The organism is Lysobacter sp. F6437 (assembly GCF_052547215.1).
In genome coordinates, this window is sequence record NZ_JBQWRB010000001.1 from 1,222,064 (window position 1) to 1,236,259 (window position 14,196).

Genomic DNA, 14,196 nt, shown 5'->3' on the forward strand with positions numbered 1-14,196 from the left:
GAGGCCGCATGCAACTGCAAACCTATGCGGCGCCGGACTCCTCGCCCGCGACATCCGCAACCTCGTCCGCACCGGCCGAGACCGGGGCCGCCAGGGCCTCCATCTCGGATTCGGTCAGGCCGGAGGCGTTCTTGCGGCGCTGCGTGTGGTACGCCAGGCCGGTACCGGCCGGGATCAGGCGACCCACGATCACGTTCTCCTTGAGACCGCGCAGGCCGTCGCGGGTACCGCGCACGGCAGCCTCGGTCAGCACGCGGGTGGTCTCCTGGAACGACGCCGCCGAGATGAACGACTCGGTCGCCAGCGACGCCTTGGTGATGCCCAGCAACACCGGATCGAACTGCGGCACGATTTCGTTGCGGGCAGCGACGCGCGCATGCTCCTCGACGAAACGCTGGCGCTCGACCTGCTCGCCGTGCAGGAACTTGCTGTCGCCCTGGTCGGTGATCTCGACCTTGCGCAGCATCTGGCGAACGATCACCTCGATGTGCTTGTCGTTGATCTTCACGCCCTGCAGGCGGTAGACGTCCTGGATTTCCTTGGTCAGGTACACGGCCAGCGGCTCGACGCCGAGCAGGCGCAGGATGTCCTGCGGAGTCGGCTCGCCGTCCACCACGGTCTCGCCCTTCTCGACGTGCTCGCCTTCGAACACGATGATCTGGCGGTACTTCGGGATCAGCTCCTCGTGCTCGTCACCGGACGCGTCCTTGATGATCAGGCGCTGCTTGCCCTTGGTGTCCTTGCCGAAGCTGACGATGCCCGAACGCTCGGCCAGCACCGCCGGGTCCTTCGGCTTGCGCGCCTCGAACAGGTCGGCCACGCGCGGCAAACCACCGGTGATGTCGCGGGTTTTGGACGCTTCCTGCGGGATCTTGGCGACCACGTCGCCGACGCCCACGGCCGCACCATCCTGCAGGTTGACGATCGAGCGCGGCGGCAGCAGGTACTGCGCCGGCAGGTCGGTGCCCGGGATGTTGAGGTCGTTGCCCTTCTTGTCGACGATGCGGACGATGGGGCGCAGGTCCTTGGCGGCCGAGCCACGACGCTTCGGATCGGTGATCTCGCGCGACGCCAGGCCGGTGAGCTCGTCGGTCTTCTCGATCACGGTCACGCCGTCGACGAAGTCGATGAAGCGCAGGAAACCGGCGACTTCCGACACGATCGGGTGGTTATGCGGGTCCCAGTTGGCGACCTGCTGGCCGGCCTTGATCTCGCCGCCGTCCTTGACCGACACGGTGGCGCCGTACGGCAGCTTGTAGCGCTCGCGCTCGCGGCCGTGGTTGTCCAGCACCGACAGCTCGCCCGAGCGCGACACCGCGACCAGGTGGCCGTTGGCGTGCTGGACGTGCTTGAGGTTGTTGAACTTGATCGAACCGGTGGTCTTGACCGTGACGTTGTCGATGGCCGCCGCTCGCGACGCCGCACCACCGATGTGGAACGTACGCATGGTCAGCTGCGTGCCGGGCTCACCGATGGACTGCGCGGCAACCACGCCGACCGCTTCACCATGGTTGACCAGGTGGCCGCGACCGAGGTCACGCCCGTAGCAGTTGGCGCAGACGCCGAACGCGGACTGGCAGGTGATGGTCGAACGCACCTTGATCGCCTGCACGCTGGCATCTTCGAGCTTCTGTACCCAGGCTTCGTCGAGCAGCGTGTTGCGGGTGACGATCGGATCCTCGTCGTTGCCCGGCAGGAACACGTCCTCGGCGACGACACGACCCAGCACGCGGTCGCGCAACGGCTCGACCACGTCGCCACCTTCGACGATCGGGGTCATCATCAGGCCTTCGAGGGTGCCGCAGTCGTCCTCGGTGATCACCACGTCCTGGGCCACGTCGACCAGGCGACGGGTCAGGTAACCGGAGTTTGCGGTCTTCAGCGCGGTATCGGCCAGGCCCTTTCGGGCACCGTGGGTCGAGATGAAGTACTGCTGGACGTTCAAGCCCTCGCGGAAGTTCGAGGTGATCGGGGTCTCGATGATCGAGCCGTCCGGCTTGGCCATCAGGCCACGCATGCCGGCCAGCTGGCGGATCTGCGCCTGCGAACCACGCGCGCCGGAGTCGGCCATGATGTAGACCGAGTTCATCGACTTCTGCGCGACCTTCTCGCCCTTGGCGTTGGTCACGGTGTCGGTGCCGATCGCGTCCATCATCGCCTTGGCCACACGCTCGTTGGTGCGCGACCAGATGTCGACCACCTTGTTGTAGCGCTCGCCGGCAGTGACCAGGCCCGACTGGTACTGCTCCTGGATTTCCAGGACCTCGGACTCGGCCTCGTCGAGGATGCCCTTCTTCTCGTCCGGGATGGTCATGTCGTCGATGCCGATCGACACGCCGGCGCGGGTCGCGAAGGCGAAGCCGGTGTACATCAGCTGGTCGGCGAACACGACCGTGTCCTTCAGGCCCAGCAGACGGTAGCTGGAGTTGATCAGGCGGCTGATGTTCTTCTTGGTCAGCTCGACGTTGGCCAGCGCGAACGGCAGGCCCTCCGGCAGGATCTCCTGCAGCAGCGCGCGACCGACCGTGGTGTCGACGATCGAGGTCTTGTTGCCGCGCTCGCCGTCCTCGCCGATCACCGACTCGGTGATGCGGACCTTGACCTTGGCGTGCAGCTGCACGACGCGGTTGTCGTAGGCGCGCTTGACCTCGGCGACGTTGGCGAACGCCATGCCCTCGCCCGCCTTGTTCTCCAGCGCGCGGGTCATGTAGTACAGGCCGAGCACGACGTCCTGCGACGGCACGATGATCGGCTCGCCGTTGGCCGGCGACAGGATGTTGTTGGAGGCCATCATCAGCGCGCGCGCCTCCAGCTGGGCTTCCAGCGAGAGCGGCACGTGGACGGCCATCTGGTCACCGTCGAAGTCGGCGTTGAACGCAGTGCAGACCAGCGGGTGCAGTTGGATCGCCTTGCCCTCGATCAGCACCGGCTCGAACGCCTGGATGCCGAGACGGTGCAGGGTCGGGGCGCGGTTGAGCAGCACCGGGTGCTCGCGGATGACTTCTTCCAGGATGTCCCAGACCTCCGCCTCTTCACGCTCGACCAGCTTCTTGGCGGCCTTGATGGTGGTGGCCAGGCCACGGCGCTGCAGCTTGGCGAAGATGAAGGGCTTGAACAGCTCCAGCGCCATCTTCTTCGGCAGGCCGCACTGGTGCAGCTTGAGGTACGGGCCGACCACGATGACCGAACGGCCGGAGTAGTCGACGCGCTTGCCGAGCAGGTTCTGGCGGAACCGGCCCTGCTTGCCCTTGATCATGTCGGCCAGCGACTTCAGCGGGCGCTTGTTGGTGCCGGTGATGGCGCGGCCGCGGCGGCCGTTGTCCATCAGCGCATCGACCGACTCCTGCAGCATGCGCTTCTCGTTGCGCACGATGATTTCCGGCGCGTTGAGCTCGAGCAGGCGACGCAGGCGATTGTTGCGGTTGATGACGCGGCGGTACAGGTCGTTGAGGTCGGAGGTCGCAAAGCGGCCACCGTCCAGCGGCACCAGCGGACGCAGGTCCGGCGGCAGCACCGGCAGCACCGTCATGATCATCCACTCGGGCTTGTTGCCGGACTCGAGGAACGCCTCGACCAGCTTGACCCGCTTGGTCAGGCGCTTGAGCTTGGTTTCCGAACCGGTGGCGGCGATGTCTTCCTTCAGCTGCACCATCTCGGACTGCAGGTCGATCGTGCGCAGCAGGTCGTAGACCGCCTCGGCGCCCATCGCGGCCTCGAAGTCGTCGCCGTGCTCCTGGCGCGCCTGCATGAACTGCTCTTCATTGAGCAGCTGGCCGCGCTCGAACGGGGTCAGGCCCGGCTCGGTGACGACGAACGCCTCGAAGTACAGGATCCGCTCGATGTCGCGCAGGGTCATGTCCAGCATCAGGCCGATGCGCGACGGCAGCGACTTGAGGAACCAGATGTGCGCGACCGGCGATGCCAGGTCGATGTGGCCCATGCGCTCGCGGCGGACCTTGGCCAGGGTGACCTCGGTGCCGCACTTCTCGCAGACCACGCCGCGGTGCTTCATGCGCTTGTACTTGCCGCACAGGCACTCGTAGTCCTTGATCGGCCCGAAGATGGCGGCGCAGAACAGGCCGTCGCGCTCGGGCTTGAAGGTACGGTAGTTGATGGTCTCGGGCTTCTTGACCTCGCCGAAGGACCACGAACGGATCAGGTCCGGCGACGCCAACGCGATCTTGATCGCATCGAAGTCGAGCGCGGGACGCTGCTGGTTGAACAGGTTGAGCAAGTCTTTCATCAGGAATTCTCCAGTATCGAAAACCTTCTTCCTTGAAGGTCTTCAGGCTGCAGCAGACGGCGGGCCGCCGCTGCGCTCTTTCCTCGGGTGTCGGAAGTCAGTCGCGGGCGATCACTTGGTCTCTTCGAGTTCCATGTTGATCGCGAGCGAACGGATTTCCTTCACCAGCACGTTGAAGGACTCCGGCATGCCGGCCACCATTTCGTACTCGCCGTCGACGATGTTCTTGTACATCTGGTTGCGGCCCTGCACGTCGTCGGACTTCACCGTCAGCATTTCCTGCAGGGTGTAGGCCGCGCCGTAGGCTTCCAGCGCCCAGACTTCCATCTCGCCGAAGCGCTGGCCGCCGAACTGCGCCTTGCCGCCCAGCGGCTGCTGGGTGACGAGCGAGTACGGACCGGTCGAACGCGCGTGCATCTTGTCGTCGACCAGGTGGTTCAGCTTCAGCATGTGCATGTAGCCCACCGTGACCTCGCGCTCGAACGCCTCGCCGGTGCGGCCGTCGTGCAGCACGGTCTGGCCGGTCTCGGGCAGGTCGGCCAGCTTGAGCATCGCCTTGATCTCCGACTCCTCGGCACCGTCGAACACCGGCGTCGCCATCGGCACGCCGTCGGTCAGGTTCTGTGCGAGGGCCAGCAGTTCCTTGTCGCTGAACTGCTTGAGGTCGACCCGCTCACCGACCACCTTGGTGTCGTGGTTGTAGACCTCGTCGAGGAACTTGCGCAGCTCGGCCACCTTGGCCTGCGCTTCCATCATGCGCTGGATCTTCTGGCCCAGGCCCTTGGCGGCCCAGCCCAGGTGGACTTCCAGCACCTGGCCGATGTTCATTCGGCTCGGCACGCCCAGCGGGTTCAGCACGATGTCGACGGTCTGGCCATCGGCCATGTACGGCATGTCCTGCACCGGCACGATGGTCGACACGACGCCCTTGTTGCCGTGGCGGCCGGCCATCTTGTCGCCCGGCTGGATGCGGCGCTTCACGGCGAGGAACACCTTGACCATCTTCAGCACGCCCGGGGCGAGGTCGTCGCCCTGGGTGATCTTGCCGCGCTTGTCGGCGAAGCGACGCTCGAACTCCTTCTCGTGGGTATCGAGCTGCTTCTGTGCGCGCTCGATGGCCTCGACCGCGTCGTCGTCCTTCATGCGCAGGCCGAACCAGTCCTTGCGGCTCAGGCCATCAAGCACCAGCGAGGTCACCGTCTCGCCCTTCTTCAGGCCGGCGCCGCCATTGGCGACCTTGCCGATCAGTTGGGTGCGAAGGCGGTTGTAGATCGCCGCCTCGAGGATGCGGAACTGGTCGTCGAAGTCCTTCTTGACCCGGCGGATTTCCGACTCTTCGATCTGGCGGGCGCGCTTGTCCTTCTCGATGCCATCGCGGGTGAAGACCTGCACGTCGATGACGGTGCCGTCCATGCCCGGCGGCACGCGCAGCGAGCTGTCCTTAACGTCGGACGCCTTCTCGCCGAAGATCGCGCGCAACAGCTTCTCTTCCGGGGTCAGCTGGCTCTCGCCCTTGGGCGTGACCTTGCCCACCAGGATGTCGCCGGCGCGGACTTCCGCACCGATGTACACCACGCCGGACTCGTCGAGGCGGTTGAGCGCCTGCTCCGACACATTCGGGATGTCGGCGGAAATTTCCTCCGGCCCGAGCTTGGTGTCACGCGCGACCGCGGTCAGCTCCTCGATGTGGATCGTGGTGTAGCGGTCTTCCTGGACCACGCGCTCCGACAGCAGGATCGAGTCCTCGAAGTTGTAGCCGTTCCACGGCATGAACGCGACCAGCATGTTCTGCCCGAGCGCCAGCTCACCGATGTCGGTGGACGGACCATCGGCCAGCACGTCGCCACGCGCGATCACGTCGCCCACGTTGACCAGCGGAGTCTGGTTGATGCAGGTGTTCTGGTTGGAGCGGGTGTACTTGATCAGGTTGTAGATGTCGACGCCGGCATCCGCCGCGCCGACGATCTCGTCCTCGTTGGCCTTGACCACGATGCGGCCCGCGTCGATCTGCTCGATCACGCCGCCACGCAGGGCGTTCACGGTCACGCCCGAGTCGCGCGCCACGGCGCGTTCGATGCCGGTACCGACCAACGGCTTCTGCGAGCGCAGCGTCGGCACGGCCTGGCGCTGCATGTTGGCACCCATGAGTGCGCGGTTCGCGTCATCGTGCTCCAGGAACGGCACCAGCGCCGCCGCGACCGACACGGTCTGCATCGGCGAGACGTCCATGAAGTGGATCTCGCTCGGCGGCTTGAGCAGGTTCTCACCCTGGTAGCGGCAGGCGACGAACTGGGCGGACAGCTTGCCCTTGTCGTCCTGGGTCGCATTGGCCTGGGCGATGACGTACTCGTTCTCCTCGATCGCCGACAGGTACTCGATCTCGTCGGTGACCTTGCCGTCCACAACCTTGCGGTACGGCGTCTCCAGGAAGCCGTAGCGGTTGGTGCGGGCGAACACTGCCAGCGAGTTGATCAGGCCGATGTTCGGGCCTTCCGGGGTTTCGATGGTGCAGACGCGGCCGTAATGGGTCGGGTGCACGTCGCGCACCTCAAAGCCGGCGCGCTCGCGGGTCAGGCCGCCCGGTCCAAGGGCCGACACGCGGCGCTTGTGGGTGACCTCCGACAGCGGGTTGTTCTGGTCCATGAACTGCGACAGCTGCGAGGAGCCGAAGAACTCCTTGATCGCGGCCGCCACTGGCTTGGCGTTGATCAGCTCCTGCGGGGTCAGGCCTTCGGACTCGGCCATCGACAGGCGCTCCTTGACCGCGCGCTCGACGCGGACCAGGCCGACGCGGAAGGTGTTCTCGGCCATTTCGCCGACCGAACGCACGCGGCGGTTGCCGAGGTGGTCGATGTCGTCGACCACGCCGCGACCGTTGCGGATCTCGGTCAGCACCTTGAGCACGTCGAGGATGTCGGAGCTGTCGCCGTACTCGGCCACCAGCTTCTTCGACTCCTCGTCCTTGCGCTCGGCGTAGTACCTGGCGTCGTACAGCACCGACGCGCCGGTGGTTTCCTTGCGGCCGATGCGGCGGTTGAACTTCATCCGGCCCACGGCCGACAGGTCGTAGCGATCGAAGGTGAAGAACAGGTTGTGGAACAGGTTCTGCGCGGCATCCTTGGTCGGCGGCTCACCCGGACGCATCATCCGGTAGATCTCGACCAGCGCCTCGAGCTGGGTCTTGCTCGGGTCGATGCGCAGGGTGTTGGAGATGAACGGGCCGCGGTCGAGGTCGTTGGTCCAGATGGTACCGACGGTCTCGATGCCACCCTTGCGGAACAGCTCCAGCTGCTCCTCGGTGATCTCGTCGTTGGCCGCGGCGATCAACTCGCCGGTGGCGGTGTCGACCACGTCGTGCGACAGCACCCGGCCGACCAGGTAGGCGTCGGGCACGGCCAGTGCCTCGATGCCGGCGGCCTCGAGCTGCTTGACATGGCGCGCGGTGATGCGGCGGCCGGCTTCGACGATGACCTTGTCGCCATCGGCCAGGTCGAAATCGAGGGTCTCGCCGCGCAGGCGCTCGGGCACCAGCTCGAGCTGCACGCCTTCGGTCGGGTCGATATGGAAGGTGTTGACCTCGAAGAACTCGGCCAGCATCTCCTCGTTGGTATAACCCAACGCACGCAGCAGGATCGTCACCGGCAGCTTGCGGCGACGGTCGATGCGGGTGAACAGGCCGTCCTTCGGATCGAACTCGAAGTCCAGCCACGAGCCGCGGTACGGGATGATCCGGGCGCTGTACAGCAGCTTGCCGGAGGAATGGGTCTTGCCGCGGTCGTGGTCGAAGAACACGCCGGGCGAGCGGTGCAGCTGGGAGACGATGACGCGCTCGGTGCCGTTGACGATGAAGGTGCCGTTGCCGGTCATGAGCGGGATCTCGCCCATGTAGACCTCCTGCTCCTTCACGTACTTGATGGCCTTGGTCGACGACTCGCGGTCGTAGATCACCAGGCGCACGGTCACGCGCAGCGGGGCGCCGTAGCTCATGCCGCGCTGACGGCACTCGCGCTCGTCGAACGCCGGCTCGCCGAGCTTGTAGCCCACGTACTCCAGCGCCGCGTTGCCGCTGTAGCTGGAAATCGGGAACACCGACTTCAGCGCGGCATGCAGGCCGCGGTCCTCGCGCTTGGCCGGGTCGGTATGCTCCTGCAGGAACGCGCGATAGGAGTCGACCTGGATTGCCAGCAGGAACGGCACCTCGAGGATCGACTTGCGCTTGCCGAAGTTCTTGCGGATGCGCTTCTTTTCGGTGAACGAGTAGTCGGCCTTGGAGGCCGTCGTCTTGGAAGCTGTGGTCATGGGGCTACCGCCTCGATTTCATTGGACCGCGCGTCCGCGGGTCCGGGGGAAACGTGAAGTTGCTACTTGGAAGTCGCTGGTATTGCCGGCACCAGCACGCCATCTCCTGCTACTTCCAACTACCAACTCGAATGACTGTGTCTTTGGACTGTTGCAACAACGGCCAAAGGCCGGGGGCTTTCGCCCCCAGCCTCAGGTGGTCGCCGATGATGCCTGGCGACGCAAGTACGGCTTACTTCAGCTCGGCGGTCGCGCCGGCGGCCTCGAGATCCTTCTTGATCTTCTCGGCATCGGCCTTGGAGACGCCTTCCTTCACGTCCTTCGGCGCGCCTTCGACCAGGTCCTTGGCTTCCTTCAGGCCCAGGCCGGTGATCGCACGGACGACCTTGATGACCTCGACCTTCTTCTCGCCGGTCGCCTTCAGGACGACGGTGAACTCGGTCTGCTCTTCGGCCGGGGCGGCAGCGGCAGCGGCGGGGCCGGCAGCGGCAACCGGGGCAGCGGCGGACACGCCGAACTTCTCTTCCATCGCCTTCACCAGCTCCATCACCTCCATGAGGGACTTGCCGGCGATCGCTTCGATGATCTGCTCGTTGGACAGGGACATTGTATTTACCTCAATTATCTAGATTGGAAACGACTGTAGTTTCGGGAATCGAAACCGAACTGTTGGCTTAGGCGGCCTTCGCCTGGCCTGCCGCGTTGATGACGCGGGTGACCTGCGAAGCCGGCTCGCTGAGCAAGCGGACCAGCTGGGTGGCCGGCTGGACCATGACGCTGAGCAGCATCGACAACGCCTGGTCGCGGGTCGGCAACGATGCCAGGACTTCCACATGGGAGCCCGGGTAAAGCTGCCCGCCCAGTGACACGAGGCGCGGCTTCAACTTGTCGTTCGACTTGGCGAACTCCTTGATCAGACGTCCGGCGGCACCGGGGTCTTCCTGCGAGAAGGCGTACAGCAGCGGACCGGTCAGCTCATCGGCGACGATGGCGTAATCGGTGTTTTCCACTGCACGCGAGACCAGCGTGTTCTTGGCTACTTTCAGGAACACGCCCGACTCGCGGGCCTTCTTGCGCATGTCAGTCAGCTGACTGACGGTGAGACCCACGTACTCCGCGGCGACCAGCGAGTGCGCCTTGCCGGCGACCTCGGCCAGTTCGGCAACGACTTCCTGCTTCTGGGTCAGATTAAGAGCCATTGCACTCCTCCGTACTTCAACTCCGCCCCGTGCAACACGCACGGAAGCGGTCCTCGGTCGGCATCGTCTGGCTCGATGCCGGGAACGCCTCGCGGCATTCGGGTGGTGGCCTCTTTCCCAAACACGTTCCAAAACACGCTTGGAGGGTCGGCAACCATCTGCGCAGGCCCGGCTTCAAGGAAGAAGCTGGATTAAGCGATCCCGCTTGCGGCGACGGCGATTCCCTGCCAATGCGAGCCTCCATGCCCGTCGTCACCACGCGCTGACCGCGCCTGCGGTCTTTGACGGCTATCGCTCGGGCCGAAGCCTTTGCGATGCCCTCAAAATTTCTTGCTTACTTCAACACCAGGGTCGACTGGTCGACGGTCACGCCCGGGCCCATGGTCGAGCTGATCGCGACCTTCTGCAGGTACTGGCCCTTGGCGGTCGCCGGCTTGGCCTTGATCAGGTCCACCAGCAGCGCCTCGAGGTTGCCCTTGAGCGAACCGTCGTCGAAATCGGCCTTGCCGATGGTGCAGTGGATGATGCCGGCCTTGTCGGTGCGGTAGCGGACCTGGCCACCCTTGGCGGCCTTGACCGCCTCGGCCGGGTTCGGCGACACGGTGCCGACCTTCGGGTTCGGCATCAGGCCACGCGGGCCGAGCACCTGGCCGAGCTTGCCGACCACGCGCATCGCATCCGGGGTCGCGATGACGACGTCGTAGTTCAGGTCGCCGGCCTGCATCTTCTCGGCCAAGTCGTCCATGCCGACGGCCTCGGCGCCAGCAGCCAGCGCTTCGTCAGCCTTGGCGCCGGCCGGGGCGAACACCGCCACGCGGACCGACTTGCCGGTACCGGCGGGCAGCACGGTCGAACCGCGCACCTGCTGGTCGGACTTCTTGGCGTCCACGCCGAGACGCACGGCGACGTCGACGGACTCGACGAACTTGGCCTTGGTCGCGGTCTTGATGATCTTGATGGCTTCGTCGAAGCCGTAAGCCTTGCCCGGGACGACGGCGGCCTTGATTGCTTTTTCGCGCTTGGTCATTGCCATCTCTTAGCCCTCCACCGTCAAACCCATGCTGCGGGCGGAACCCGCAATCGTGCGCACCGCCGCTTCCAGCTCGGCCGCGGTCAGGTCCGCTTCCTTGGCCTTGGCGATCTCCTCGAGCTGGGCACGGGTGACCTTGCCCACCTTCTCGGTGTTCGGGCGCTTGGAGCCAGAGGTGACGCCGGCGGCCTTCTTGAGCAGCACGGTGGCCGGGGTGCTCTTGGTGATGAAGGTGAAGGTACGGTCGGAGTACGCGGTGATGATCACCGGCGTCGGCAGGCCCGGCTCGAGCTTCGAGGTGGCCGCGTTGAACGCCTTGCAGAACTCCATGATGTTCAGGCCGCGCTGGCCGAGGGCGGGGCCCACCGGCGGCGACGGATTGGCCTGACCGGCCTTGACCTGCAGCTTGATGTAGCCGACTACTTTCTTTGCCATTAGCTTGCTCTCCGGGTGCTAGCGCCTGTTCAAGGCTCCCCATCGCGCCGGGAAAATCACGTGTCCCGACATCACGTCGATTGAGACGCCGGCAGCCGCCTTGCGGCAGCTGCGGGGTTTTGCGGACGGCACGGCCATGCGCAGCCGGGCAGTATACAGGTTTTCAGGGCGCTGTTCGCCAGGCGCCCGGGCCGTTCAGATGTCAGGCTTTCTCGACCTGACCGAAGGCGAGCTCGACCGGGGTCGAACGACCGAAGATCAGAACCGCCACGCGCAGGCGGCTCTTCTCGTAGTTGATTTCCTCGACCACGCCGTTGAAATCGTTGAACGGGCCATCGATGACGCGGACCATCTCGCCCGGCTCGAACAGCACCTTGGGCTTCGGCTTGGCGACGCCCTCCTGGACCCGGTTCAGGATCGCATCGGCCTCGTGGTCGGCGATCGGCAGCGGCCGGTCGGCGGTGCCCCCAATGAAGCCCATCACCTTCGGGGTTTCCTTGATCAGGTGCCAGCACTCGCTGTCGATCCGCGGGATGCCGGACTCGTCGTGGGTGGCGATCTGGACCAGCACGTAACCGGGGAAGAACTTGCGCTCGGAACGGCGTTTCTGGCCGGAGCGCATCTCCACCACTTCCTCGGTCGGGACCAGCACCTCGCCGAAGCGGTCCTGCATCTCCGCCCGCACGATGCGGTCGCGCAACGCCTGCGCCACGGACTTCTCGAAGCCGGAATAGGCGTGGACCACGTACCAGCGGCGATTGTCGGCCGCGTTTTCCACGGGGCTGTTGTCCGGGGTTTGCACCTGTGTCATCTCCTTAACGTCCCAGCAGCCACTTGACGCCGGCCTGGATGACCACGTCGAAACCCGCCAGCAGCAGGCTCAGGACCACCACCGCCAGCGCGACCACCCACGTGGTGCGCATGGCTTCCTGGCGCGTCGGCCAGACCACCTTGCGCAGCTCGAAGCGCGACTCCGACAGGAACTCGAGGGTCTGTGCGCCCTTCTGGCTGGACAGGAACATCGCGGTACCCGCCACCAGGCCGGCCACCACGGCCAGCGCGCGCAACGCGCCCGGCCATTGCTCGAACCAGATGTAGGCGAACACGCCGCCGGCGACCAGCAACACGGCCAGTGCGTACTTGGCGATGTCACCCGCGTTGGTGGACCTGGGTTGTTCGACCTTGCTGTTCAATCGATCTTCCGCATTTGGCACGCCAGGAGGGACTTGAACCCCCAACCTGCGGTTTTGGAGACCGCTGCTCTGCCAATTGAGCTACTGGCGTATTGACTGGTTCCGAAAAAGGCGACGGCGGCCTACGCCGCCACCACCGTTTTCATCGTTGCCCGGCAATGCCGGAGCAACACGCTTACTTGATGATCTTGGAGACGACGCCGGCGCCGACGGTGCGGCCGCCCTCGCGGATCGCGAAGCGCAGGCCCTCGTCCATCGCCACCGGGTTGATCAGCGAGACGACCATCTTCACGTTGTCGCCCGGCATCACCATCTCCACGCCTTCCGGCAACTGGCACGAGCCGGTGATGTCGGTGGTGCGGAAGTAGAACTGCGGGCGGTAGCCCTTGAAGAACGGCGTGTGGCGGCCGCCCTCGTCCTTGCTCAGCACGTAGACCTCACCCTCGAAGTCGGTGTGCGGCTTGATGCTGCCCGGCTTGCACAGCACCTGGCCACGCTCGACGTCGTCACGCTTGGTGCCGCGCAGCAGCAGGCCGGCGTTGTCGCCCGCCTGGCCCTGGTCGAGCAGCTTGCGGAACATCTCGACGCCGGTGACGGTCGTCTTCTGGGTGTCGCGGATGCCGACGATCTCGATTTCGTCGCCGACCTTGATGATGCCGCGCTCGATGCGGCCGGTCACCACGGTGCCACGGCCCGAGATCGAGAACACGTCCTCGACCGGCATCAGGAACGCCTTGTCGACGTCACGCTCCGGCTCCGGGATGAAGGTGTCCAGCGCGTCCACCAGCTTCAGGATCGACGGCACGCCGATCTCGCTCTGGTCGCCTTCCAGCGCCAGGCGGGCCGAGCCGTGGATGATCGGGGTGTCGTCGCCCGGGAACTCGTACTTGGTCAGCAGCTCGCGCACTTCCATCTCGACCAGCTCGAGCAGCTCGGCGTCGTCGACCATGTCCGCCTTGTTCAGGTAGACCACGATGTACGGCACGCCGACCTGGCGCGACAGCAGGATGTGCTCGCGGGTCTGCGGCATCGGGCCGTCCGCGGCCGAGCACACCAGGATCGCACCGTCCATCTGCGCCGCACCGGTGATCATGTTCTTCACATAATCGGCGTGGCCCGGGCAGTCGACGTGCGCGTAGTGGCGCTTGTCGGATTCGTACTCGACGTGCGCGGTCGAGATCGTGATCCCGCGCGCCTTCTCTTCCGGCGCCGCGTCGATCGCCGAGTAATCCTTGAACTCGCCACCGAAACGTTCCGCGCCCACCTTGGTCAGCGCTGCGGTCAGCGTGGTCTTGCCGTGGTCGACGTGACCGATCGTGCCGACGTTCACGTGCGGCTTGGTGCGCTCGAACTTACCCTTGGCCATGGCTGCTTCTCAATGGTGTGCGATGGTGAAATGTGGTGCTCACGAAAGGAATCGAACCTTCGACCTCCTCCTTACCAAGGAGGTGCTCTACCGACTGAGCTACGTGAGCAAGTTGTTCCAGCAGGTACTACGTCGCGGCATCAATGGAGCGGGAGACGGGGATCGAACCCGCACCATCAGCTTGGAAGGCTGAGGTTCTACCATTGAACTACTCCCGCGCCGGACAAACCTGCTTGGGTGCTGCACCGGCTGCTGGTAAGGCATCCGGGTGGTGCATCTCCACCTGCCGGGCCGACGTGCCGCATGTCGACTGGAAGCTGGTGGAGGGAGGTGGATTCGAACCACCGAAGGCGTAAGCCAGCAGATTTACAGTCTGCCCCCGTTGGCCGCTTGGGTATCCCTCCAAAGAGCCCGCAATTCTGGAGCGCGTT

General features: G+C 65.2%; 9 protein-coding genes and 4 tRNA genes. All 13 read right to left on the bottom strand.

The annotated features are described in order from the left end of the window. Window positions 1-22: 22 nt before the first annotated feature. The 13 genes from rpoC to ACT9F5_RS05870 all read right to left on the bottom strand — a co-directional run bounded on the left by rpoC (window position 23) and on the right by ACT9F5_RS05870 (window position 14,169). The gene (gene rpoC, locus ACT9F5_RS05810; RefSeq protein ID WP_445118951.1) at window positions 23-4,243 is read right to left on the bottom strand and encodes a DNA-directed RNA polymerase subunit beta'; all 4,221 of its coding nucleotides are present in this window, start codon (window positions 4,241-4,243) and stop codon (window positions 23-25) included. A 111-nt stretch (window positions 4,244-4,354) separates the two neighbouring features. Further along, window positions 4,355-8,542 (bottom strand): DNA-directed RNA polymerase subunit beta, encoded by a 4,188-nt coding sequence (gene rpoB / locus ACT9F5_RS05815; protein WP_445118952.1) that lies wholly within the window; start codon window positions 8,540-8,542, stop codon window positions 4,355-4,357. A 232-nt stretch (window positions 8,543-8,774) separates the two neighbouring features. Next, a complete protein-coding gene (gene rplL, locus ACT9F5_RS05820) occupies window positions 8,775-9,149 on the bottom strand; it encodes a 50S ribosomal protein L7/L12 (protein ID WP_445118953.1) in 375 nt (124 codons plus the stop codon). A gap of 67 nt (window positions 9,150-9,216) precedes the next feature. Next, window positions 9,217-9,741 carry a 50S ribosomal protein L10 gene (gene rplJ / locus ACT9F5_RS05825; RefSeq protein ID WP_445118954.1) on the bottom strand — a complete coding sequence of 175 codons (525 nt, stop codon included), beginning with the start codon at window positions 9,739-9,741 and terminating at the stop codon, window positions 9,217-9,219. A gap of 334 nt (window positions 9,742-10,075) precedes the next feature. Further along, window positions 10,076-10,774, bottom strand: a complete 699-nt coding sequence (gene rplA / locus ACT9F5_RS05830; protein ID WP_445118955.1) for a 50S ribosomal protein L1 — start codon at window positions 10,772-10,774, stop codon at window positions 10,076-10,078. Between the two features lie 3 nt (window positions 10,775-10,777). Further along, complete coding sequence (gene rplK / locus ACT9F5_RS05835; protein WP_445118956.1) at window positions 10,778-11,206, bottom strand: 50S ribosomal protein L11; 429 nt, start codon at window positions 11,204-11,206, stop codon at window positions 10,778-10,780. 202 nt (window positions 11,207-11,408) lie between these two features. Beyond that, a complete protein-coding gene (gene nusG / locus ACT9F5_RS05840) occupies window positions 11,409-12,017 on the bottom strand; it encodes a transcription termination/antitermination protein NusG (RefSeq protein ID WP_445118957.1) in 609 nt (202 codons plus the stop codon). 4 nt (window positions 12,018-12,021) lie between these two features. Continuing rightward, window positions 12,022-12,399, bottom strand: coding sequence for a preprotein translocase subunit SecE (gene secE / locus ACT9F5_RS05845; protein WP_445118958.1), 378 nt, complete (start codon window positions 12,397-12,399; stop codon window positions 12,022-12,024). A gap of 15 nt (window positions 12,400-12,414) precedes the next feature. Then, a tRNA-Trp gene (locus tag ACT9F5_RS05850) sits at window positions 12,415-12,490 on the bottom strand. Window positions 12,491-12,574: 84 nt separating this feature from the next. Further along, window positions 12,575-13,765: an elongation factor Tu gene (gene tuf, locus ACT9F5_RS05855; RefSeq protein ID WP_445118948.1), complete on the bottom strand. Its 1,191-nt coding sequence runs from the start codon at window positions 13,763-13,765 to the stop codon at window positions 12,575-12,577. Window positions 13,766-13,798: 33 nt separating this feature from the next. Next, window positions 13,799-13,874 (bottom strand) — tRNA-Thr (locus tag ACT9F5_RS05860). A gap of 35 nt (window positions 13,875-13,909) precedes the next feature. Then, window positions 13,910-13,983: transfer RNA gene (locus tag ACT9F5_RS05865), tRNA-Gly, on the bottom strand. A gap of 100 nt (window positions 13,984-14,083) precedes the next feature. Continuing rightward, window positions 14,084-14,169 (bottom strand) — tRNA-Tyr (locus ACT9F5_RS05870). Between the last annotated feature and the right edge of the window lie 27 nt (window positions 14,170-14,196).

Coding starts and splice junctions, on each gene's coding strand:
- rpoC (WP_445118951.1), bottom strand. CDS start 4,243: ATGAAAGACTTGCTCAACCTGTTCAACCAGCAGCGTCCCGCGCTCGAC.
- rpoB (WP_445118952.1), bottom strand. CDS start 8,542: ATGACCACAGCTTCCAAGACGACGGCCTCCAAGGCCGACTACTCGTTC.
- rplL (WP_445118953.1), bottom strand. CDS start 9,149: ATGTCCCTGTCCAACGAGCAGATCATCGAAGCGATCGCCGGCAAGTCC.
- rplJ (WP_445118954.1), bottom strand. CDS start 9,741: ATGGCTCTTAATCTGACCCAGAAGCAGGAAGTCGTTGCCGAACTGGCC.
- rplA (WP_445118955.1), bottom strand. CDS start 10,774: ATGGCAATGACCAAGCGCGAAAAAGCAATCAAGGCCGCCGTCGTCCCG.
- rplK (WP_445118956.1), bottom strand. CDS start 11,206: ATGGCAAAGAAAGTAGTCGGCTACATCAAGCTGCAGGTCAAGGCCGGT.
- nusG (WP_445118957.1), bottom strand. CDS start 12,017: ATGACACAGGTGCAAACCCCGGACAACAGCCCCGTGGAAAACGCGGCC.
- tuf (WP_445118948.1), bottom strand. CDS start 13,765: ATGGCCAAGGGTAAGTTCGAGCGCACCAAGCCGCACGTGAACGTCGGC.